The following is a 22,049-nucleotide window of genomic DNA, read 5'->3' on the forward strand; positions in this document are numbered from 1 at the left end:
TTCATTTCCGGGCCCGTATCGGTGCCGTCGCCATCTGGAAACTGCCGGCCAAAACAGGACGGTTGCCCTGTTTTGCCATTCGGCATATCCGATCCGCCGCCCTTCCCGCCGTGCGGGAAGGGCTACCCGGAATTCTTACTTCTTCAGATCGGCGGAAGTTTTCATGCATTTTTCCGGTGGCTGAAGCGCATTGACGGCATCCCATTTGATTTTGCGTGTGGTGCCATCGTAGTCGTAGAACTTCTTCCAGTCGTCACCGTTCATCGGCGCGGTGGGGCTGACGATGTGTTCCGGCACCTCTTCGCCGTTGAAGAGCTTAACCGCTGCATCGATGGCGGTGTAGCCTTCCTTTTCCGGGAACATCGCGGCCTCGATTCGGTAGGACGGCTCGTTCTGCATCGCATTGATGAAGGCGAGGCCTTCGCCGCCGGTGCCGACCGTCAACAGGCCGTCCTGCGACTTGCCGGCCGCTTTCCAGGCCTGAAGGCCGCCGAGCGAGGAGGAATCGTTGATGCCGTAGATGATGTTGATGTCGGCGTTCTTGGCAAGTGCCGCCGAAGAGACCTCGAGCGCGCGATCGGGATTGCCGCCACCGTCGAGGTCGTGGACCATGACCGCGTCGGGGATGATGGTCTTGAGGCCATCCATGAAACCCTGCGACCGCAGCACGGTGGCGGACAGCAGCGGCAGGCCGACATTCATCACCTTGGCTTTGCCTTCGAGCTTTTCCTTGGCGTATTTGCCGGCTTCGACGCCGGCGGTGTAGCCGGTGTCGTAGTCGCAGATCGCGACCATTGTGGTCATGCCCTTAACCGGATTGCCTTCGAGCACGACCGGAACGTTGTTGGATTTCGCCTGGCGCAGCAGCGGCACGACGCCTTCCTCGTTGACGGGCGTGATGATCAGGACGTCGACGCCCTTGGCCATGAAATCTTCGGCGGCGGAGACCTCCTTGGCAACGTCCAGATTGGCGTCCTGCACCTCGAGCTCGATACCGAGTTCCTTGGCGCGGGACTGCATGCCCTTGATGACGTTCTGATACCACTCATGCGTGGCGTAGTTGGTGACGTAGCCGATGCGCTTCGGCATGTTTTCGGCGTATGCCGCGGCGGCGCTCAGCGCCAGCGCGGCCGCCGAGGCAAACAGCATCGATTTGGACCAGTTCATGTTTCTTCTCCCTGTATTTCTTGTCAGTTGCTGAACGGATAGTCCCGCCGTTCCGGGTCGGCACGTGAAGAGGCGGCAGCTTCGCCCGCGCCCAGCGCCGCCGATATCGTCTCGGCCGCCGCCTTCGTCCGCTCGAAGACGGTGCTGCGATCGAAGCGGGCGGCCTTTTGCGGCAGGAAGGGGACGGTGAGCGCGGCAATGACGGCGCCGGTATGGTCGCGCACCGGCATCGAGATGTTGGTGCAGCCCTCGACAGCCAGCGAGGCGCGCATTTCATAGCCGAGCCTTGCGACCTCGTTCAGCCGCGCTTCGATTTCCGCCCGGCTGCCTTGGCCTTCGCCTGCGGCGACGATCCGTTCGACGATGCGGTCGCGCTCGGCGCGGCTCGAATGCGCCAGCAGCACCGCGCCGGAGCTCGTTTCGAGGATCGGGAAATGCGAGCCAAGGGCAACCGAATAACGCATCGGCAAAGGCGAATCGATCTGCAGCACGACCAGTGCGCTCTCGCCTTCGCGCACGACCAGATGGCAGCTCTGGTCGGCATTGGCGGCGAGGCCGCGCATCACCGGCAGCGCACATTCGACCAGGCGGTTTACCGGCGGATGCATATGCGCCAGTTCGAACAGCTTCAGCGACAGGCGGAAGCGGTCCGATTGCGTCCGGAAAATGTAGCCGCGCTTCTCCAGCAACAGCAGGATGCGGTAGATCTCGTGAATGGAGCGCCCCATTCCGGTGGCGATCTCGGTTTGGGTCAGCGGCTCGCCGCTGGCAGCCATGAATTCCAGTATGTCGAGCGCCTTCTCCACCGCCGGCACCCGATAGCCGTTGCGGCCGCTTTCGCCTTCGTCGACGATCTGGGCAATATCGGCGGCCATTACGCGACGCTCCGTTGCGGCTGGCCATCCATGGTCTCGCGATAGAGCCGGTTCAGCCGGTCCGCGAGCTCGGCCGCCTGCAATTCGCCGGCGATCGCCGCCGCGGCATGAGGGGCGCATTGCCGGAAGAAGCTGATGAAGCCCGGATGGGTCGGGCGCAGATAGGAGGCTTCGATCGTCGCCAGCGTCGAGGCGAAGAAGCCGCCCGAGAGAGCGTTGACCTCGGTATCCTGCCACGCCGCCAGCGACCCCGGCTGTCCGCCGGATTTCACATAGTCGCCGCGCTGATAGCCGGGCGAGCACAGAAACAGCGCGTAGTCGATGGCGGCTTGCTTGTGTTGCGATTGGGCGCTGACGCCGATGCCGGCGCCGCCGAGCAAGGCGCCGGCGGATCGCGGCGTCGGCACGTCGGCGAAGCGCAGATGCGGCCTGTCTGCCTTAGAGGCGTAGTTCACATAGCCGAAGGCGAACGGCACGTAGACCACGTCATCATGCGCGATCATGTGATCGTAGCAACGGATCGGGTTCCATTTCGGCGAGTTCGGATGCGACAGCGCCGCAAGCTGGCGCAATTGCCCGACGGCCCGCTCGATTTTTTCCCCGGCGATGAACTCGTCGCCGTCTTCCCGGGGCTCACCCAGCGTCAAAAGCAGACACATGGCGTCAGTCGGCACCAACGGCAGCCCAAGCCATTTGCCGTCCTTCAAGGCGCGCCGGCCGAGCTCCAGCACCTCGTCATGGCTGCGCGGCAGCGGTCCGTAGCGCTCCAGCAGATCGGGGCGATACGAGGCAACTTGACAGGCAGCATCGATCGGCAACGCCCATTGAAGCCCGTCCCTTGCGTAGGATTGCCAGGACGCGCCAACCGAATCCCGTTCGAAGCCGCGGCGCTGCTCGGCCGACAAATCGAACGGCACCATCAGCCCGCCTTCGGCAATATCGCCGATGAACGGATGGTCGAACACGACAAGATCATAGGCGCCGAGCACCGGACCAAGCGCGCCCTCGCCGAACTCGTAGAGGCTGCGGCGGTCCCATTCGATCTCAAGACCGGGATTGGCGGCACAATACGGCCCGATGCTGGCGTCGAGCGGACCCCAGCAGCGTCGGTGATCCCACGCGAGACCGCGCAGCCTTGTCATGCCGAAATTCCTCCCAGAGGCGGCCATGCGCCGGCCCAGCCGATTAGTAGCAACTATTTTCACCTAGACAAGTAGTTTTTACATACGCAAAGCGAGGCTCGTTTACAGGGAAGCCGCCCAACCGCCGCTGGTGCGCATCGCATGCCGCCGGCCTGCAACCAAAGGCTGCGACGGATCTGGCTTTTTGGAACTTTCACGACGAACATTCGTTCGGGTTGGCGCAGCCGTCTGGAGCAGCATCACTGGAATCAGCAGCCACGTCGCGGGGAGCGGACTAAATGGACCAACGGTGGGCGCGGCCATGAACCGGTTTACCGCCTTGGCATTCGCCACGTTTCTGGCGATAACTTCGATCTGGGTCCTGTCGCTGGTTTCTTAAGATTTGGCTCTGGTTTTTCAGGATTTGGCTCTGGTTTGTTAGGATTTGGAGGGGTTCTCGACAGGTCGACCGCTTAACGATGACATCCACGGGATGCGGTTCTGCCAGCCGGAGCCGCGTGCGTGAAGAAACTGTCGCCAGGAGCACACCGGCGCGCACATTCGGGGTTGGCAGCCACGCTGCCTGCAACGTTCCAATCGGGTTTCAGGAAACGGCGAGATCTCATGCTGCTGAGGGTGATCGTTCGAAACTGTGCCGCCATCCGTCTTGGCTGCCTCGGCGCGACGATTTTGCTGGTCGGGCTGCTTGCCGGCTGCCAGGGCGGCGTGCTCGATCCGCAAGGGCCGGTGGGGGCGGCGCAGCGGACGATCCTGCTCAATTCGGTTGCTATCATGCTGGCCATCGTCGTCCCGACGATCGTGGCGACGCTCGGCTTTGCCTGGTGGTTCCGGGAAACCAACACAAGAGCGCGGTACCTGCCGGAATGGGCCTATTCCGGACGCATCGAACTGGTGGTCTGGTCGATCCCCATCCTTGTCATCCTGTTTCTGAGCGGCATCATCTGGATCGGGTCGCATGACCTCGATCCAATGAAGCCGCTGGATTCGCAGCAAAAGCCGCTTGAGGTGCAGGTCGTCTCGCTCGACTGGAAATGGCTGTTCATCTACCCCGAGCAGAATGTCGCGAGCATCAACCAGCTCGTGGTGCCGGCGGGCAGGCCGGTGCATTTCTCGCTTACCTCGGCAAGCGTCATGAACGCGTTCTTCGTGCCTCAGCTTGGCGGCATGATCTATACGATGAATGGCATGACGACGCAGCTTCACCTGCAGGCGGATCAGCCGGGCGAATTTTATGGGCGGTCGGCCCATTTCAGCGGTGACGGTTTTCCAGGCATGCAATTCGTGCTGCATGCAGTCGCAGCGGATGCCTTCGACGCGTTCGTCAATTCGGCGCGAAGCCAGGGACAGGCACTCGACAAGGCCAGCTACCAGGAACTAGCCAGACAGAGCCTGGACGTGCCGGCTTCGACCTATCGCTCGGTCGAGCCGGACCTTTTTCATGAAATGGCGACGCAGGGCGTTCCGCCCGCGCCCGGCCCCCAGGCCGGTCGCCCCGGGCCGAGCGTATCGCCCAAGGCAGGAGGCTGACAATGCTCGGAAAATTGAGCTGGGACGTCATTCCGTTCGATCAGCCTCTGCCGATGATCGCCTCGGCGGTCGTCGCCCTGGCAATCCTCGGCGTGCTGGCCTGGGTCTTTCTGGCCGGCCATTTCCCCTATCTGTGGCGCGAATGGATCACCAGCGTCGATCACAAGCGGATCGGCGTGATGTACACGCTGCTGGCGCTGCTGATGCTGCTGCGCGGCTTCAGCGACGCCGTCATGATGCGATCCCAGCAAGCCCTCGCCTTCCAGGCGCCCGGCTATCTGCCGCCCGATCACTTCAACCAGGTCTTTTCCGCCCACGGCACCATCATGATCTTTTTCGGGGCGATGCCGTTCGTCATCGGACTGATGAACCTGGTCATGCCGCTGCAGCTCGGCGTCCGAGACGTTGCCTTTCCGACGCTCAACTCGGTGAGTTTCTGGCTCACCGCCACCGGTGCGCTGCTGGTCAACATCTCGCTGGTGATCGGCGAATTCGCGCGTACCGGATGGCTGCCCTATCCGCCGCTCAGCGAGACCGCCTATTCGCCGGGCGTCGGCGTCGACTATTATCTGTGGGCCGTGCAGATAGCGGGCGTCGGAACGCTGCTCACCGGGATCAATTTCGTCACCACGATCCTGAAGATGCGGTCGCCCGGCATGAGTTACCTCAGGATGTCGATGTTCTGCTGGACCTCACTTGCCGCCAGCCTGCTCATCGTCGCCGCCTTCCCGATCCTCACCGCCACGCTCGCGATGCTGACGCTCGACCGCTATTTCGGCTTTCATTTCTTCACCAATGAAGCCGGCGGCAACATGCTGATGTTCGTGAACCTGATCTGGGCCTGGGGCCATCCCGAGGTCTACATCCTCGTCCTGCCGGCGTTCGGCATCTTCTCGGAGGTCATCTCCACCTTCTCCAGCAAGCCGCTGTTCGGCTACCGGTCGATGGTGGCCGCGACGCTCTTCATCTGCATCGTCTCCTTCATGGTGTGGCTGCACCACTTCTTCACCATGGGCGCCGGGGCCGACGTCAACGCCGCGTTCGGCATCGCCACCAGCATCATTGCTGTCGGTACCGGCGTGAAGATCTACAACTGGATGTTCACCATGTATGGCGGCCGCATCCGCTTCGCGACGCCAATGCTGTGGGCGCTGGGCTTTATGGTGACGTTCGTCATCGGCGGCATGACGGGCGTATTGCTGGCCGTGCCGCCGGCCGATTTCCTGCTTCACAACAGCCTGTTCCTGGTGGCGCATTTCCACAACGTCATTATCGGCGGTGTGCTGTTCGGCGCCTTCGCGGGATATACCTACTGGTTTCCTAAGGCATTCGGTTTCCGGCTGCACGAGGGCTGGGGCAAGCTGGCCTTCTGGCTGACTCTGATCGGCTTCTACGTCACTTTCGTGCCGCTCTACGCTGTTGGCCTGCTCGGCATGACCCGCCGAATGCAGCATTTCGACGTGTCGGCATGGTATCCCTGGGTGCTGGCTGCCGGCGTCGGCATGTTAATCACTACCGCCGGCGTGGTCACGCAGATCGTACAGCTCGTCGTCAGCATCCGGCAGCGCGCGGCGCTTCGCGACGCCACCGGAGATCCCTGGGACGGCCGCTCGCTGGAATGGGCCACGCCCTCGCCGCCGCCGGTCTTCAACTTCGCCGCGCTTCCGCATGTCGAGGGTGAAGAGGCCTACTGGAGCATCAAGCAGCGGGCACGCGAGCAAAACCGGCTGCGCGACGAGCCTGACTACGAGCCGATCGAGATGCCGCGCAACAGTCCCACCGGGTTCATCTGCGCCTTCTTTGCGACCGTGATGGGTTTTGCCCTCATCTGGCACATCTGGTGGATGGTGGTGCTCGGCGCGCTCGGTGCTTTGGCCACCTTCGTCGTATTCGCGTGGCGCGACATCCCCGAATACGTGATTCCTGCCGCCGAAGTCGCCCGGATCGACCGCGCAAACCGAAGTGCCCGCCGCGAGGCGCTGGCCACTTACACAGGGCCAAGGCCATGACCGCGATCGACGTTCGAGAGCGTGACCCCTACCGCCTCCATGGCGGGCACGGCCATGCACCCGGCCACGGCGACGGCGGCCCGGCACCGATCCGGATCGTCGTTGGCTACGGCTTCTGGATCTTCCTTCTGAGCGACATCGTGATGTTCTCGGCCTTCTTCGCGGCCTATGCCGTGCTGGCGGGCAAGACGGCGGGCGGACCAAGCGGAGCCGAGCTGTTCGACCTGCGCAACGTCGCGATCGAGACGGCCGCTTTGCTGCTGTCGAGCTTCACCTGCGGTCTCGCCAGCCTCGCCGTGACAGCGCGGCGAAGCTCCTGGTTCTATGTCGCGATGGCTGTCACCTTCGTGCTCGGCGCCACCTTCATCCTGCTCGAGTTGCGCGAGTTCGCGCATATGGTTGCCAGCGGTGCCGGACCGACGCGCAGCGCTTTCCTGTCGGCGTTCTTCACGCTGGTTGGATGCCATGGCCTTCACGTCACGGCGGGGCTGCTGTGGCTGCTCACGATGATGGCGCAGATCTTCGCCAAGGGATTCCGCGACGATATTCTTCGGCGTTTCATGTGCTTCAGCCTGTTCTGGCACGCCCTCGACATCATCTGGGTCGCCCTGTTCACGGTGGTCTATCTCCTGGGAGCAAGTCGATGAGCAATGCGGACGATCGCCACGCGCAACGGCGCGACACCGATGGTCTGGAGCGCTACGACATCGATACGGCGCCGGGTGACGAATACCTCGGCGACACCGAAGTCGGATCCGGGCTACGCGGCTATGTGATCGGCCTCGGGCTGGCAACGCTGTTGACCATCGCCTCGTTCTGGTTGCTCGGAACGAACCTGATATGGGCACCCGGCATTCCGGTGGCGCTGGTCGTGCTTGCGATCGCCCAGATGGGCGTGCATCTCGTCTTCTTCCTGCACATCACGACGGGGCCGGACAACACCAACAACGCTCTAGCGCTTGCCTTCGGCGTGCTGATCGTAGTTCTGGTGATTGGCGGCTCGATCTGGATCATGGCCAACCTCGACAACAATTTGATGCCGATGAACGCGATCATGAACATGAACCGCTGATGCATGTCGCGCAAAAGTGTGCAGCGGTTTTGTGATAACGACATGCGTAAAAACAAGAATCTAAAGCGCGTCGCATGAGGCCGATCGAACGCGACGCGCTTTAGCGATTATTCCGGCCGTTCGCCGCAGTTCATGCGACAGCGAGCTCCGGTCTCAAGCCCGTTCGAATGTGCCGACGAGCTCGGCCTCTCCCACGACGTGCGGCGCGGCGTGTTTCAGCACGTCTTCGACGGCAGCCTTTTCGTCGAGACGCAGCGTCTCGACGTCGAGCGCAAGAAGCCGGAAATGGTAATGGTGGAGCCCATGCCCAGGCGGCGGCTGGGGACCGTCATAATGAGGATTGCCGAAATCATTGACGCCGCGTCCGAGGCTCTCGGTCTTGGCGCCGGCGGTCGTGCCTTCGGGAAGAAAGTTGCGCTGTGCGTCGATGTCGTAGACCGCCCAATGACGGAACATGCCTGAAGGGGCGTCGGGGTCCTCGACGGCCAGGACGAAGCTTTTGGTTCCTTGCGGCGCGTCCGTCCACTCCAATGGCGGCGAGACGTTGCCGCCGTCGCGGGAATAGCGCGGCGGTATTTTTTCGCCATCGGCAAAGGCAGAGCTTTTGAGCGTGAAAGCCATGGTCTCCATCTCCCTGTCTGAGATTCCCTCGTAAACAGCTACGAGCCGCCGATGTTCCGGTCGCCGCCCCGGTCAAACCCGGTCAAACCGGATTGCCGGCCGTTGGCCGGAACATTCGCCGAGGAAGCGGGTTTTTCGGTTCGGACGCATCGCCGCGGAATGGCGGCAAGAGGCTCGGCAATGGACGAAGGGCGCGACATGACCGGGCTAACCGGTAAGCAACCAAGCGGGGCGAAAGGTGTTGTGGTCGCATTCTCCGTGCCGGGCGGCGAGACAATCTATACCCACGAGCGGGAAACCGTCGCTGCCGTTGCGCGCACGATTGCGGCGTTGAAGGGCTTTGCCTTCCGCCAGGGCCTGCGTGACGGCGGCGGTGACAGTGGCCGACTGTATTTCGTGCCGGACGACAGCCTGCTTGCCGTCGATGCGCTCCAACTGGGCATAAACGGGCCGGACGACCTCTTCGGCGGTGTGGTGCCCTGGCGCCTCGCAACCACCAAGGCCATAACCCACGAGCTGGTGGACGGGTCGGCGGCACGGCCAAAAGAATGGCCAGCCGGCTTCGGCAGAGCCGTCGGCGCGGCCGTACTGCCCGGCTATACCGCATTTTCACGCGATGACGCGCTGCGCGCAGCGGAACGTCTGCTGCAGCTCGGGCTGGTCCGGTTCAAGCCACCGCGCGCTTCGCGGGGCCGCGACCAGCACACCGCCGCGACCGTCGCCGATATCGAAAGGCTGCTGGATCGATATCCATCCTCCGACCTGAGGGAATACGGCCTTGTTCTCGAAACGGAGCTTCGCGACATCGTCACGCTGAGCATTGGCAGAACGGCGATCGACGGAACATCGGTCGCCTATTACGGCGTGCAGCGGATGACGGCCGACAATGCCGGACAGCCCGTTTACGGCGGATCCGATCTGGTCGTCGTGCGCGGCGGATGGGAGGCGCTCGACAGGCTGCAGCTTTCTCCGGCGCTAAGTTTGGCTGTGGCGCAGGCGAGGACCTACGACGCGGCGATGGATGGCTATCCCGGATTTTTCGCCTCACGGCGCAACTACGACATCGGCCAAGGTGTCGATTCCTCGGGCATCTGGCGATCGGGAGTGCTGGAAGCCAGCTGGCGGATCGGCGGCAGCAGCACGGCCGAGCTTGCGGCAATGGAGGCCATGACGCGTGACCCCGACGTGCAGATCGTGCATGTCTCCGCCGTCAAGCAGTTCGGCAACACCGCGCAGCTGCCGCTGAATGCAGTAATCCACTTCGACGGAGAGGACCCTGAGGAGGGCCAAATCAGGCGTTACACCGTCGTCACCCAGGCGATCCGAGGGCCGATCGGGGAAGCCGGCCGATCGTCATTTTAGGTCGAAGTGAAACACGCCTTTGACAGGGAACATCCGCGAATGGCCCGAGTTTGTTTCAGGCAGCCAGCCAGTCAGAAACCGGAGGAAAAAATGATCGAGATGATTTCCGCTCCCCAGAACGTCGCCGCCTTTCGTGTCACCGGCACTGTGACGGCGGACGACTACGACAGAGTCATCCCGGCAATCGAAGCGAAACTGAGCGACCATAAGGACATCGGCGTCCTGACCGATCTTACTGATTTCGAGGACATGACGGCTGGCGCCTTGCGGCGCGACCTGCAGTATGGGCTGAGCAAACTTGGCGAGCTCCACCGCTTCAAACGTGCCGCCGTGATTTCCGACAAGCAATGGATCAAGGCAGCTACGGAAATGACGGACGCGCTGTTTCCGCAAATCGAGGCGCGGGTGTTCCCGGAGGACGAAAAAGCCCAGGCCCCTGAAATGGGGTGGCAGGCGTACAATAGCGGTGTTGGGGAGTGCCATGCCGTTCGACAAACGACAGGATTCAGAAGGCCTCTGGGAGGTCTATGACAGCGAGAGCGGCGAAGCCGTCGTGGTCGGCGGGTTGCCGCTTTCCGGTCTCGACGAAAGCGAAGCCGATGAAGCGATCGAAAAGCTCAATCGGGGCGATCTGACGTCGGACAACATCCCCGAGACGGTTCGGTCAGGGTGGCCTCCGACCAAGGACGGTTTGTGATGACAGCCTGACGGACGTCACCGAGGACCGGTCGCGGATCTACGACGAGGCCTTGACCCCGAGCTTGCGGGCTTTGTCCTCAAAGTCGTCGCGAATATCCTCGATCGTCGGCAGATGCAGGCGCCGCAGTTGGGCGTGCAACTTTTTGGCGGCATCTGAGCTCAGGTCGCGCTTGAAATTGGTCGCGACCTCCTCGGCCGAGCCGTAATGGCGATAGCGCTCGATCTCGGTCTTCGTGGCTTGCTGGACGTGCTCGAGCGTCTTGCGCTCGGCATCGGATTTTCCGTCTGGTTTGGCCCGCATGACCGGATTGAAGGCTTTGCTGATAACGAATTCGACGAGTTCCTGCTGGGCGTGAGCCATGATTGTTCTCCCTCGAAGCTGTCCGAGCCTAGAACGGTTCATCGGGGGAAACGCTGAACCGATCTCTCTTGTTTTGACGCAATTCCGAACGGAAAACCGTTTCACACTTTTCCCGGAATTGCTCTAACCGCGGCGGCAATTGAAGGTTCCGTGGCTTCGGATTTCGTTATCGCTACAGGTCCAAGGCGGTTCCTCGAAGGTCACAGCCGCGCCTTGGTGGTGCGCGGCGTTGCCAGGAGCAGGCTTGTTTCGCTGCCGGTAATTCCGGGGATCAGGCGGATACGTCTCAGCACCGCGTCGAACTCGCTCAGGGTCTGGGTTCCGAGTTCTATCACCAGGTCCCACCGGCCATTGGTGGTGTGGATGGTCGAGACCTCGGAGAAGCCGCCCAGCGCCCGAATGACGCGATCGGCGGCGTGGCCTTCGATCTCGATCATCATGATGCCACGCACGCGCTGATCGACCGCGTCGGCGCGCAGAATGACGGTGTAGCCGACGATGACGCCGTCTCTTTCAAGCCGCTCGATCCGGGACCTTACCGTTGCCCGGGAGACACCCAGGCTAACGGCAAGGTCGGAAATGCTGCGCCGGGCGTCGTGCCGCAAAGAGGTGATGATCTGCTCGTCGAGGCGGTCCATGATTGCTCACAACGGAAGTAGATGCTGCCGCTATGGTAAGGCACTTCGACAAATTTGCCAATTTGACATGTTCATTCTGCCAGCGATGCCGGCTTCAATAAAGGCATCGTAATTGGCGGGGTATGACAAATGCATTGCACGATCGTTGGGGCGCCGATCCAGGCCGGCTCAGGCCGCATGGGCTGCGAGATGGGGCCGAGTGCGCTGCGCACGGCCGGCCTGGCCGGCGCACTGACCGAGCTCGGCCATACGTTGACCGACCTCGGAACGATCGTCCCTGCCGACATGCGTCCTGTCGTACACGGCAACGCGGCGGTAAAGGCGCTGCCGGAAATTGCGGCCTGGACGGCGGCAATCAGCGAAACGGCCTATGCCGCGAGCGCCGATGCGATGCCGATCTTTCTCGGCGGCGACCACAGCATTTCGGCCGGCACGCTCGCCGGCATTGCCCGCCGGGCGTCTGACATCGGCCGGCCGCTCTTCGTGCTGTGGCTCGACGCCCACCCTGATTTTCATACGCTCGACACGACGACCAGCGGCAATCTGCATGGCGTGCCGCTTGCCTATGCCAGCGGGCAGCCCGGCTTCGAGGGCTATTTCCCCCGCCTTGCAGCGCAGGTGGAGCCGGCTCGCATATGCGCGCTGGGGATCCGCAGCGTGGACCTGGCGGAAAGGGATGCATTGCGCAGAGCCGGCGTGACGGTCCACGACATGCGTTCGATCGACGAGCACGGCATCGCGCAACTGCTTCGCGCCTTTCTCGAACGGGTGAGCGCCGCCAACGGCATGCTCCATGTCAGCCTCGATGTCGATTTTCTCGACCCGTCGATCGCCCCGGCGGTGGGCACCACCGTTCCCGGCGGCGCCACCTTCCGCGAGGCGCATCTGGCGATGGAAATGCTGCATGACAGCGGCCTCGTCAGCAGTCTCGACCTGGTCGAGCTCAACCCTTTTCTTGACGAGCGCGGCCGCACCGCCACGCTTTTGGTCGACCTGACCGCAAGCCTGATGGGCCGGCGGATCATGGATCGCCCGACGAGGGGGTTCTAAGCCATGACCGTCAATTTGAACATCGTTCCATTCGTCAGCGTCGACCGCATGATGAAGCTGGTGCTTGCCATCGGCATCGAGCGTTTTCTGGTCGAACTCGCCGCCTATATCGAAGAGGATTTCAGGCGTTGGGAGCTGTTCGACAAGACGCCGCGCGTCGCCTCGCACAGCATTGACGGCGTCATCGAGCTGATGCCGACCAGCGACGGGCAGCTTTACGGCTTCAAATATGTCAACGGGCATCCGAAGAACACGCGTGACGGCCGTCAGACCGTGACCGCTTTCGGCGTGCTTGCCGATGTAGGCAACGGCTATCCGATGCTGCTTTCGGAAATGACCATCCTGACCGCCCTGCGAACGGCGGCCAGCTCGGCGGTTGCCGCGAAATACCTCGCTCCCAAGGCCGCCCGGTGCATGGCGATCATCGGCAATGGCGCGCAATCGGAATTCCAGGCGATTGCGTTCAAGGCGCTGCTTGGCGTCGACAGGCTGCGCCTCTACGATATCGACCCGGCGGCCTCGACCAAATGCATGAAGAACCTTGCCGGCATGGGTTTCGACATCAAGCTCTGCGCGTCGGCGCAGGAGGCCGTCGAAGGTGCAGAGATCATCACCACGGTGACCGCCGACAAGCGGTCGGCAACAATCCTGACCGACAACATGGTCGGGTCCGGCGTGCACATCAACGCGGTCGGCGGCGACTGCCCGGGCAAGACCGAGCTGCATCGCGACATTCTGCTGCGCTCGAATATTTTCGTCGAGTATCCGCCGCAGACGCGCATCGAAGGCGAGAGCCAGCAGCTCGATGCGGACCATCCGATCACCGAATTGTGGCAGGTGATGACAGGAAAGGCAGCAGGCCGGACGGACGCCGGACAGATCACGCTGTTTGATTCCGTCGGCTTTGCGATCGAGGATTTTTCCGCGCTGCGCTACGTCCGCGATCAGCTTCAGCGGACCGGCCTTTACGAGGAACTAGACCTTCTGGCCGATCCCGATGAACCGCGTGACCTGTTCGGCATGCTGCTGCGCGCCGAAAAAGTAGCCGGGCTGGCGGTTGCCGGCAGCTGAGCTGCGATCCTGTCGGTCAGTCCTTCTTTTCCTGGTACAGGCGCTCGGTGGCGCGGTCGCTTTCCCTGCGCTCCGCCGGGCTGCGACGACGCTGGGTGAGCAGGGCGTAGGCGATCAGGATTGCCAGCAGCAGTGGACCGCCTGCAACAACGAGCAACCACAAACTAGTCTCAAACATCGAACCGTCTCCTTTCCTTCACAACCGGGAAGGACCAGAACCGTTCCTCCGTCTTATCGGAGGTCGCCCGCACGGCGTGGCGCGATTCAGGATTTAATGCTTCGAGCGGGGCGTTCCACGCCTTGTCTGCACTCAGGATGCCCTTATCTAGAGTCTTATCATTCGGTCACAGGCACTCTCTGCAAAGTGAAGGGAACCACAAGGGCTTTCCGACATTTGGTTGTTCAAGAGACAAACGTGCAGCCACACCGGCTCCGGGGCTAGGAATACCATGCGTGAGAATCAATCCGACGTCTTCGATCTGTTTTCCGAGGTTTACAAGAATGCGGCGCAGGAGGAGATAAGCCTCCAGCAATATCTGCTTGCCTGCCGCGAGGACAAGTCGATGTACGCCTCGGCGCCCGAGCGGATGGTCGAGGCGATTGGCGAGCCGACCTTTGTCGATACCAGCAAGGACGAGCGGCTTGGCCGTATTTTTTCGAACCGGACGATCAAGATCTATCCGACCTTCGCCGACTTTTACGGTATGGAGGATACGATCGAGCGTATCGCCGGTTATTTCCGCTATGCCTCGCAAGGGCTCGAGGAACGCAAGCAGATACTCTATCTCCTCGGCCCGGTCGGCGGCGGCAAGTCCTCGCTTGCGGAGCAGCTGAAAAGGCTGATGGAGCAGCGTCCGATCTATACGCTGAAGGTCGGCGGCCAGGTCAGCCCAGTGTTCGAATCGCCGCTCGGGCTGTTCGACCCCGATCGCATGGGCGACCTTTTGGAGGACAAATACGGCATCGCCCGGCGGCGACTGAACGGCCTGATCTCGCCCTGGGCGGCCAAGCGCCTCGACGAATTGTCCGGCGACATCTCCAAATTCAGCGTCGTCAAGCTGATGCCGTCCAGGCTTCGCCAGATCGGCATCGCCAAGACCGAGCCGGGCGATGAGAACAACCAGGACGTTTCGGCCCTAGTCGGCAAGGTCGACATCAGGCAGCTGGAAAACTTCAGCCAGTCCGATCCGGATGCCTATTCCTATAGCGGCGGGCTGAACCGGACCACGCAAGGACTGCTCGAATTCGTCGAGATGTTCAAGGCGCCGATCAAGGTGCTGCATCCGCTGCTGACCGCGACCCAGGAAGGCAGCTACAACGGCACCGAGAATTTCGGCGCTTTCCCCTATCAGGGCATCATCGTTGCCCATTCCAACGAATCGGAATGGCTGCAGTTCAAGAACAACAAGAACAACGAGGCGTTCCTCGACCGTATCCTGGTGGTCAAGGTGCCGTATTGCCTGCGGGTCACCGAAGAGCGGCAGATCTACGAGAAGCTGTTGCGCGAAAGCGAATTGGCTAACAGCCCCTGCGCTCCGGAAGTGCTCGATATCCTCAGCCGGTTCACCGTTTCGACCCGCCTGGCCGAACACGACAATTCGCCGCTCTACACCAAGATGCGCGTCTATGACGGCGAGAACCTCAAGGAAACCGATCCCAAGGCGAAGTCGGTCCAGGAGTACCGAAACGCGGCCGGTGTCGATGAAGGCATGACCGGCGTCAGCACCCGCTTCGCCTTCAAGATCCTGTCGCAGACCTTCAACTACGACACCGAAGAGGTGGCCGCCGATCCGGTGCATCTGATGTACATCCTGGAAGAGGCGATCAAGCGCGAGCAGTTCCCGAAGGAAACAGAGGCGGACTATCTCGATTTCATAAAGTCGGAGCTGGCGACCCGCTATGCCGAGTTCATCGGCCACGAGATCCAGAAGGCTTATTTGGAATCCTATAGCGAATACGGCCAGAACCTGTTCGACCGCTACATCGCCTATGCCGATGCCTGGATCGAGGATCAGGACTACAAGGATACCGATACCGGCCAGATCCTCAATCGCGAGGTTCTGGACAACGAACTGTCGCAGGTCGAAAAGCCGGCCGGCATCGCCAATCCCAAGGACTTCCGCAACGAAGTGGTGAAGTTCACGCTGCGCGCGCGGGCCAGAAACCACGGCCGCAACCCATCATGGACAAGCTACGAAAAGCTGCGCGAAGTCATCGAGAAGCGGATGTTCGGGCAGGTCGAAGATCTGCTGCCGGTGATCAGCTTCGGCTCCAAGCAGGACAGCGTGACGGAGAAGCGGCATACCGAATTCGTGCAGCGGATGATCCAGCGCGGCTACACCGAGCGCCAGGTCCGCCGGCTGGTGGACTGGTACATGCGGGTGAACAAGGCGGGTTGAAGCCAGCCCGGGGTAACATATGCCGATCTTCATCGATCGCCGACTGAACCCGAAGGACAAAAGCCTCGGCAACCGGCAGCGTTTCCTGCGGCGGGCGCGCGAAGAGTTGAAGCGCACCATCCGCGATCAGATCCGCACCGGCAAGATCGCCGACGTGGACGCCGAGCATGCCGTTTCGATGCCGGCGCGAGGCACCGGCGAGCCGAGCTTCAAGGATGCCCGGAACAGCGGCAGCCGCCAGCACGTCCTGCCCGGCAACAAGCATTTTGCCCCAGGCGACCGGCTGCCTAAACCCGGCCAGGGCGGCGGCATGGGATCCGCCCCGGGGAGAACCGAATCGGAGGACGATTTCCGTTTCGTGCTGTCGCGCGAGGAGGTGCTCGACCTCTTTTTCGAAGACCTCGAACTGCCTGATATGGTCAAGCTCAACCTCAAGGAGATCCTCGCCTTCAAGCCGCGCCGGGCCGGCTTCGCCGCGACCGGCTCGCCGACCAACATCAATGTCGGACGCACGATGCGCAACAGCCATGGCCGCCGCATAGCGCTCAGGCGCCCCAAGCAGGAGGCGGTCGACGCTGTCGCGCAGGAGATCGCGACGCTGGAGGCGAAGCCGCAAAACGCCGAGATGCGGCAGCGCATCGTGGCGCTGCAGGAAGAGCTTGAGCGGCTGGAGCGCCGCCGCAAGCGGATCGCCTTTGTCGATCCGGTCGATATCCGCTTCAACCGCTTCGACGCCCAGCCGGTGCCGAACGCCAATGCGGTGATGTTCTGCCTGATGGACGTGTCCGGTTCGATGGGCGAACGCGAGAAAGATCTGGCCAAGCGCTTTTTCGTGCTGCTGCACCTGTTCCTGAAACGGCGCTATGACCGCACCGAGGTGGTCTTCATTCGCCACACGCACGAGGCGCAGGAGGTGGACGAGGAAACCTTCTTCTACAACACTCAGAGCGGCGGCACGGTGGTTTCCACGGCGCTCGAGGAGATGCACCGCATCGTCGAGCAACGCTATCCCAGCCGCGAATGGAACATCTATGTCGCCCAGGCCTCGGACGGCGACAATTTCGTCACCGATTCGGAGCGCTGCATCACCCTTCTCGACGAACAGATCATGCGGCTTTGCCAGTATTTCGCCTATGTCGAGATCCTCGACGAGCGTGAGAGCCACATCTTCGGCGCCACCGACAACGGCACGTCGCTGTGGCGTGCCTACAGTGCGGTCAAGCTGAGATGGTCGAACTTCCAGATGAGCCGCATCGCCACGGCGGCCGACATCTACCCGGTTTTCCGCCAGCTCTTCGCCAGACAGCCGGGTTATCAAAAGAGCGCTGAAAGAGGGGGCTGATGGCGAGCAAATCCGGGTTGCTGTTTTCCGGTTCCGACTGGGATTTCAGGACGCTGTCGCGTGCCTACGAGACCATCGAGGCGGTCGCTACGGAAGAGCTCCACCTCGACGTCTATCCGGTGCAGATGGAGATCATCTCCTCAGAACAGATGCTCGACGCCTATTCCTCTGTCGGCATGCCGCTGATGTACCGGCACTGGTCGTTCGGCAAGCACTACCTCTACCAGGAATTGCTCTATCGCAAAGGCGGACGGGGGCTGGCCTATGAACTCGTCATCAATTCCAATCCCTGCATCGTCTATCTGATGGAGGAAAACACCATGGCTCTGCAGGCCCTGGTGACAGCGCACGCGGCACTCGGCCATAACCATTTCTTCAAGAACAATTATCTGTTCCAGCAGTGGACGGATGCCAGCGCCATCCTCAGCTATCTCGACTTCGCCAAGGGCTACATTGCCCGCTGCGAGGAGCGGCATGGCGTCGATGCGGTGGAAGAGATCCTCGATGCCGCACATGCGCTGATGGAACAGGGCGTGTTCAGATATCACCGGCCGCCGAAACTGTCGTCGGAAAAGCAGCGCGAGGGCGTTCGCGAGCGCCTGGAATACGAGGAGCGTTCCTACAATGACCTATGGCGCACGCTGCCGCCTTCGAAGGACGGCACCAAGCCCCGCGAGACGGATACAATGGCGGAGCGCAAGAAATCGCTCAAGCTGCCCGAGGAAAACCTGCTTTATTTCCTGGAGAAGAACAGCCTGATCCTGGAACCCTGGCAGCGTGAGGTCATCCGGATTGTCCGCGTCATCGCGCAGTATTTCTATCCGCAGCGCCAAACGCAGGTGATGAACGAGGGCTGCGCCACCTTCGTGCATTACACGCTGATGAACCTTTTGTTCGACCGCGGCCTGATCGGCGAAGGCGCCATGCTGGAAGTGCTGCGCAACCATTCGAACGTGATCTTCCAGCCGGGCTTCGACGATCCGCGCTTTTCCGGCATCAACCCTTACGCGCTGGGCCTCGACATGATGCAGGATATCCAGCGCATCTCGACCGCGCCGACCGCCGAGGACCGCGACTGGTTTCCCGATATCGCCGGCAATGGCGACTGGCGCCAGACCCTGCTGGACGCCTGGGCCAACCATCGCGACGAGTCCTTCATCCGCCAGTATCTGAGCCCTACCCTGATCCGGAAATGGCGGTTCTTTGTGCTTGCCGATGCGGCCAACGATCCGCACTACGAAGTCGCCTCGATACACAATGAGCGCGGCTACGAGAGCATCCGCGCCGCACTCGCCCACAGCTACGACATCGGCGCCAGCCGGCCGGACATCCAGGTGGTGGACGTGGACCTGCTCGGCGATCGGCATCTGCGCCTGCAGCATAAGGTCAAGGACGGCATAGTGCTGGAAGGCGGCAGCCGCGACGCCACGCTGCGCCATATCCGCAAGCTCTGGGGCTACGAGGTCAGCATGGCCGCGGTCGACGCGCAGACCGGCGCCACAGTCCACGAACGGTCGACCAGCCAGATCGGGGAATGACCGAACCGGACTTGCCGGCGAAGTCGGGTGTCGTTGCCTTTTCCGGATCACCAACGACCCTATCTACGCGCGCACCTTGACATGGTCGGGAGCAGGAGCATGCGCGCATTGATGATCGCCACCCTTCTTCTGGTCGCCGTCTCGATGGCGCTCTCGCTCGCGCACGCACTGGAATTGCCCGGCAAGTTGCGCCTCAAGGAGGCCACCTACAAATCAGTGCAGGCGATCTATTATCCCGGCTTCACGATCGGCGGCTTCGCCGAAATCGGCGGCATCATTGCCCTCGCCATCCTGCTCTACCTGACGCCTTATCCAAGCGCTCGATTCTGGTGGACCCTGGCGGCGCTTGCCTTCCTGCTGGCGGAACATGCGACCTATTGGTTGATCACGCATCCCGTCAATAATTTCTGGGTGCAAGACGTTGCCATGCCGCAATCAGCCGCGACGTTTTTTTCAATGTTCTCTCGAAAGCAGACCGGCGACTGGAGAGACTTGCGCAACGTCTGGGAGGCTTCGCATGTCGCCAGGGCAGGCCTGGCGATGCTGAGCCTCGTCTCAATTGCTATCGCCGCGACATTTTTTGCCGAATAGCGCCGAGGAGATCAAGACGGCGCCCTCGTCCGCCAATTTGCGGCTACGAACGCTGCATCCGTCAGATCAGAGAACGGACCCGGCGGCCGTATTGTCTTAACGTCAAGCGATCCTGCCATTTCAGCGGTCGGCGCGATGCTTGTTGTGGGCGCTTTCCTGGTGCTCGCCGCGGATGATGTTGCGGTCGTCGGGATCGGCAATGTCCTTCGGGTCCGATCTGAGCTCGGCACCGCGCCGGAACGCCTCGCGCTCTTGCCTGGTCTTTTTCAAATCCGCTTCCGCGTCGAAATCCTTGCCGGCGTTTTTCGTGTTCTCGCGCTCTTCGATAATGCGCAATTGCTGCTCATGAGTCTTTTTTCCGGCCATCGGTGACCTCCTTCTTTTGATTTTCCGCTTTCCCAGGGTCCAAATTCGCTACAGCCCGAAAGGATAGGTCTCGGGAAGGCCTGTCCCAACATGTTCCGGCCCAAGCGGCGTCACGGCACTGGTTTCATCGAACCAGACGAAAGCATCGAACTGGCGGGCGAGCGAGGCGTCCGCATAATGGCTGTGGAGCTCGGTTTCGGGCCGGTAGATGACGCCGATAAAGCGTTCCAGCCGGCGCTCCAGAAGCCGTTCGCGCAGCGTGTCGTCGCGCTCGAAATCGAGCAGGAAAGGCGAGACGCCGCTGTCGTGGCAAAGCCGCTCATAGCTGTCGTTGTGGGAAGGCCGAACCGGTTTCACTTCCATGTCGCCGTCCCAGTCGGTGGCGGCGGCCACCGTCCCGGAATGCGTACTGAGCCCGATCAAGGCAACCTCGTCGCCAAAACGCTGGCGGCAGAGCTGGCCGATGTTCAGTTCGTCCCTGACGATCCCCATCTCGGTGTAGCGGGCATCGCCGATATGGGAATTATGTGCCCACACCACCGCCTTGGCGTTCGGGCCGCGGGCCTGCAGCAGGTGCTCCAGCGTTTCGAACATATGGGTGTCGCGCAGGTTCCAGGATTGCGCGCCGCCATAATACATAGTGCGGTAATAACGCTCGGCGGAGGCGACCAGGCGGGCATTCTGGCTCGCGTCGAGGAAATCGATGCCGTCCTGCTGCGCGTAGTCGAGCTCTCTGGAAAGCAGTTCCCGGCATTGCTCGAGCACGGCCTTCTCGCATTTCTGGTAACCGGAGGTGAGTGCGACACGGCCATAGGTGGCCGGGTCGTTCTGCCACGGCGTCAGGCAGCCATAGCGTTCGCGCGCGATCCTTGCGGCCTGTGGGTCGACCCGATCGAGATATTGCAGGACCGCCGCTATCGATCCACCCATATTGTAGATGTCGAGGCCATAGAACCCGGCCCGCCGGGAGGATAGCCTGATCCGCTCATTATGCTGTCGCATCCAGTCGACGAACACGGCGACATCGGTGTTGCGCCACATCCAGGTGGGAAAGCGCTGGAACGGCGGATCGGCGCCGGGCCGCGGCGGCCGATGGCGGACGTAGCGGTCGATCGCCGCGGCATCGGGCCAGTCGGCCTCGACCGCGACGATGGTGAAGCCATGCTTCTCGATCAGCGTGCGAGTGATCGCCGCGCGCGCGCGATAGAACTCAGATGTGCCGTGGCTGGCTTCGCCGAGCAAGACGACGCGGCGGTCGGCAAACCGGTCGAACAGCGCACCGAAGGCCGGATCGTCGAAATCCGGAAGCGGTTCGGCGGCGGCCGCTATCATCTGCGGCAGGCTGCTTCTGCGCTGATGCCGGTGCGGAAGATCGGCCGCTATTTGGCTGTCGCTGCCTGGCTCGCCCCAGCCTTGCTCGCCGATCAGCGGAACAAACCGCACGCCGCCGAAATCCTCCTCGGTGTAGGTTGCGGCGCCGGTACGGGTGACCTTGAGCAGGCGCTGCGAGTCGAATTCATCGCCGACCGGGATGACAAGCCGGCCGGCGACGTCGAGCTGTTCTTGCAGAGCGAGCGGTGCGCCGGGTCCGGCGGCCGCAACCAGGATCGAATCGAAGGGTGCCGCCTCGGGCCAGCCTTTGGTGCCGTCGCCGGTGCGGACTTCGATATTGTCGTAGCCAAGCTTTTTGAACCGTTGCCTTGCCGTTTCAGCCAACGCGGCGTGGCGCTCGATCGTGTAGACGCGTTCGACGATCCGGCTCATCACGGCAGCCGCATAGCCCGAGCCGGTGCCAACCTCGAGGACGTGGTCGCCGGCTCCGACCTCGGCCATTTCGATCATGAGCGCAACGATGTAGGGCTGCGATATCGTCTGACCTTCGGCGATCGGCAGCGGCCCGTCCTCATAGGCGAATTCTTCAAAGCCAGGATCGACGAAAGCCTCGCGCGGGACCTCGCGCATCGCCTGAAGGACATTGCGGTCGCGAATGCCACGGCGGCTCAAGTGGATGTCGACCATTTGGTTGCGGGCATGGGAGAGATCGAGCATCTTTTTGCTCCTCCTATGGGCCTCCGCTACAATCGCCCAAGCTGCTCAACGCCACCTCGGCCGGCTCGTATCTCAGGGCCTCGGCAGTCCCTTTGGATTCAAGCAATGCGGTGCATCTCCCTAACCGTTAGCAAGCCCCGAGGTTCCCCAAAAGACCGACCCGCTTTTGT

Annotated in this window: 22 protein-coding genes; 13 read left to right on the top strand and 9 right to left on the bottom strand. The window is 62.0% G+C overall.

The window, feature by feature from the left end; translation table 11 throughout:
- Window positions 1-135 precede the first annotated feature (135 nt).
- The 3 genes from NKI59_RS01705 to NKI59_RS01715 are packed head-to-tail and all read right to left on the bottom strand — an operon-like array spanning window position 136 to window position 3,184.
- Window positions 136-1,167 carry a sugar ABC transporter substrate-binding protein gene (locus NKI59_RS01705; RefSeq protein ID WP_352701927.1) on the bottom strand — a complete coding sequence of 344 codons (1,032 nt, stop codon included), beginning with the start codon at window positions 1,165-1,167 and terminating at the stop codon, window positions 136-138.
- A 23-nt stretch (window positions 1,168-1,190) separates the two neighbouring features.
- The gene (locus NKI59_RS01710; protein WP_352449531.1) at window positions 1,191-2,042 is read right to left on the bottom strand and encodes an IclR family transcriptional regulator; all 852 of its coding nucleotides are present in this window, start codon (window positions 2,040-2,042) and stop codon (window positions 1,191-1,193) included.
- Entirely contained in the window at window positions 2,042-3,184 is a 1,143-nt protein-coding gene (locus NKI59_RS01715) for an extracellular solute-binding protein (protein ID WP_352701930.1), read from the bottom strand. Before NKI59_RS01715 ends, NKI59_RS01710 begins: the two co-directional genes overlap by 1 nt.
- Before the next feature lie 603 nt (window positions 3,185-3,787).
- On the opposite strand from NKI59_RS01715, the gene cyoA reads away from it, so the two are divergent.
- From cyoA to cyoD, 4 genes are read left to right on the top strand one after another with little or no spacing between them, the layout of a single operon-like run.
- Complete coding sequence (gene cyoA, locus NKI59_RS01720) at window positions 3,788-4,711, top strand: ubiquinol oxidase subunit II (protein WP_352701933.1); 924 nt, start codon at window positions 3,788-3,790, stop codon at window positions 4,709-4,711.
- A 2-nt stretch (window positions 4,712-4,713) separates the two neighbouring features.
- A complete protein-coding gene (locus NKI59_RS01725) occupies window positions 4,714-6,720 on the top strand; it encodes a cbb3-type cytochrome c oxidase subunit I (protein ID WP_352701935.1) in 2,007 nt (668 codons plus the stop codon).
- Entirely contained in the window at window positions 6,717-7,367 is a 651-nt protein-coding gene (cyoC, locus tag NKI59_RS01730) for a cytochrome o ubiquinol oxidase subunit III (RefSeq protein WP_352455884.1), read from the top strand. The genes NKI59_RS01725 and cyoC overlap by 4 nt, the downstream gene beginning before the upstream one ends.
- Window positions 7,364-7,792 (top strand): cytochrome o ubiquinol oxidase subunit IV, encoded by a 429-nt coding sequence (gene cyoD / locus NKI59_RS01735; RefSeq protein ID WP_352449536.1) that lies wholly within the window; start codon window positions 7,364-7,366, stop codon window positions 7,790-7,792. The genes cyoC and cyoD overlap by 4 nt, the downstream gene beginning before the upstream one ends.
- Before the next feature lie 153 nt (window positions 7,793-7,945).
- On the opposite strand, the gene NKI59_RS01740 is transcribed toward cyoD, so the two are convergent.
- Complete coding sequence (locus NKI59_RS01740; RefSeq protein ID WP_352701938.1) at window positions 7,946-8,413, bottom strand: YbhB/YbcL family Raf kinase inhibitor-like protein; 468 nt, start codon at window positions 8,411-8,413, stop codon at window positions 7,946-7,948.
- 180 nt (window positions 8,414-8,593) lie between these two features.
- Between NKI59_RS01740 and NKI59_RS01745 the strand changes: the two genes are divergently transcribed.
- The 3 genes from NKI59_RS01745 to NKI59_RS01755 all read left to right on the top strand — a co-directional run bounded on the left by NKI59_RS01745 (window position 8,594) and on the right by NKI59_RS01755 (window position 10,472).
- A complete protein-coding gene (locus NKI59_RS01745; protein ID WP_352701940.1) occupies window positions 8,594-9,775 on the top strand; it encodes a DUF3182 family protein in 1,182 nt (393 codons plus the stop codon).
- Window positions 9,776-9,865: 90 nt separating this feature from the next.
- Window positions 9,866-10,306 carry a SpoIIAA family protein gene (locus tag NKI59_RS01750; RefSeq protein ID WP_352701942.1) on the top strand — a complete coding sequence of 147 codons (441 nt, stop codon included), beginning with the start codon at window positions 9,866-9,868 and terminating at the stop codon, window positions 10,304-10,306.
- Entirely contained in the window at window positions 10,257-10,472 is a 216-nt protein-coding gene (locus tag NKI59_RS01755) for a hypothetical protein (RefSeq protein WP_352449539.1), read from the top strand. The genes NKI59_RS01750 and NKI59_RS01755 overlap by 50 nt, the downstream gene beginning before the upstream one ends.
- Window positions 10,473-10,511: 39 nt before the next feature.
- Here NKI59_RS01755 and NKI59_RS01760 read toward each other — a convergent pair whose 3' ends face one another.
- Both NKI59_RS01760 and NKI59_RS01765 read right to left on the bottom strand, forming a co-directional pair.
- Complete coding sequence (locus tag NKI59_RS01760) at window positions 10,512-10,835, bottom strand: hypothetical protein (RefSeq protein ID WP_352449540.1); 324 nt, start codon at window positions 10,833-10,835, stop codon at window positions 10,512-10,514.
- Between the two features lie 200 nt (window positions 10,836-11,035).
- Entirely contained in the window at window positions 11,036-11,473 is a 438-nt protein-coding gene (locus tag NKI59_RS01765; protein ID WP_352449541.1) for an Lrp/AsnC family transcriptional regulator, read from the bottom strand.
- Window positions 11,474-11,602: 129 nt separating this feature from the next.
- Here NKI59_RS01765 and rocF point away from each other — a divergent pair, with 129 nt between their 5' ends.
- A complete protein-coding gene (rocF, locus tag NKI59_RS01770) occupies window positions 11,603-12,523 on the top strand; it encodes an arginase (RefSeq protein ID WP_352457836.1) in 921 nt (306 codons plus the stop codon).
- A gap of 3 nt (window positions 12,524-12,526) precedes the next feature.
- Window positions 12,527-13,594: an ornithine cyclodeaminase gene (ocd, locus tag NKI59_RS01775; RefSeq protein ID WP_352571844.1), complete on the top strand. Its 1,068-nt coding sequence runs from the start codon at window positions 12,527-12,529 to the stop codon at window positions 13,592-13,594.
- 16 nt (window positions 13,595-13,610) lie between these two features.
- Here the strand turns inward: ocd and NKI59_RS01780 are convergent, their stop codons facing one another.
- A complete protein-coding gene (locus tag NKI59_RS01780) occupies window positions 13,611-13,772 on the bottom strand; it encodes a hypothetical protein (RefSeq protein WP_352449544.1) in 162 nt (53 codons plus the stop codon).
- Window positions 13,773-14,043: 271 nt separating this feature from the next.
- On the opposite strand from NKI59_RS01780, the gene NKI59_RS01785 reads away from it, so the two are divergent.
- The 4 genes from NKI59_RS01785 (at window position 14,044) to NKI59_RS01800 (ending at window position 19,464) form a co-directional block, all read left to right on the top strand.
- Window positions 14,044-15,993 carry a PrkA family serine protein kinase gene (locus tag NKI59_RS01785; RefSeq protein WP_352449545.1) on the top strand — a complete coding sequence of 650 codons (1,950 nt, stop codon included), beginning with the start codon at window positions 14,044-14,046 and terminating at the stop codon, window positions 15,991-15,993.
- 19 nt (window positions 15,994-16,012) lie between these two features.
- Entirely contained in the window at window positions 16,013-17,335 is a 1,323-nt protein-coding gene (locus NKI59_RS01790) for a YeaH/YhbH family protein (RefSeq protein WP_352449546.1), read from the top strand.
- Complete coding sequence (locus NKI59_RS01795) at window positions 17,335-18,873, top strand: SpoVR family protein (RefSeq protein ID WP_352701946.1); 1,539 nt, start codon at window positions 17,335-17,337, stop codon at window positions 18,871-18,873. The genes NKI59_RS01790 and NKI59_RS01795 overlap by 1 nt, the downstream gene beginning before the upstream one ends.
- A gap of 99 nt (window positions 18,874-18,972) precedes the next feature.
- On the top strand, window positions 18,973-19,464 hold the full coding sequence (locus NKI59_RS01800) for a DUF1772 domain-containing protein (protein WP_352449548.1): 492 nt from the start codon (window positions 18,973-18,975) through the stop codon (window positions 19,462-19,464).
- A gap of 120 nt (window positions 19,465-19,584) precedes the next feature.
- Here the strand turns inward: NKI59_RS01800 and NKI59_RS01805 are convergent, their stop codons facing one another.
- Both NKI59_RS01805 and NKI59_RS01810 read right to left on the bottom strand, forming a co-directional pair.
- On the bottom strand, window positions 19,585-19,830 hold the full coding sequence (locus NKI59_RS01805) for a hypothetical protein (protein ID WP_023720508.1): 246 nt from the start codon (window positions 19,828-19,830) through the stop codon (window positions 19,585-19,587).
- A gap of 48 nt (window positions 19,831-19,878) precedes the next feature.
- Window positions 19,879-21,879: a protein-L-isoaspartate(D-aspartate) O-methyltransferase gene (locus NKI59_RS01810; protein ID WP_352701948.1), complete on the bottom strand. Its 2,001-nt coding sequence runs from the start codon at window positions 21,877-21,879 to the stop codon at window positions 19,879-19,881.
- Window positions 21,880-22,049: the final 170 nt, after the last annotated feature.

The sequence above is a fragment of the Mesorhizobium sp. M0598 genome (genome assembly GCF_040320865.1).
Lineage (GTDB): Bacteria > Pseudomonadota > Alphaproteobacteria > Rhizobiales > Rhizobiaceae > Mesorhizobium.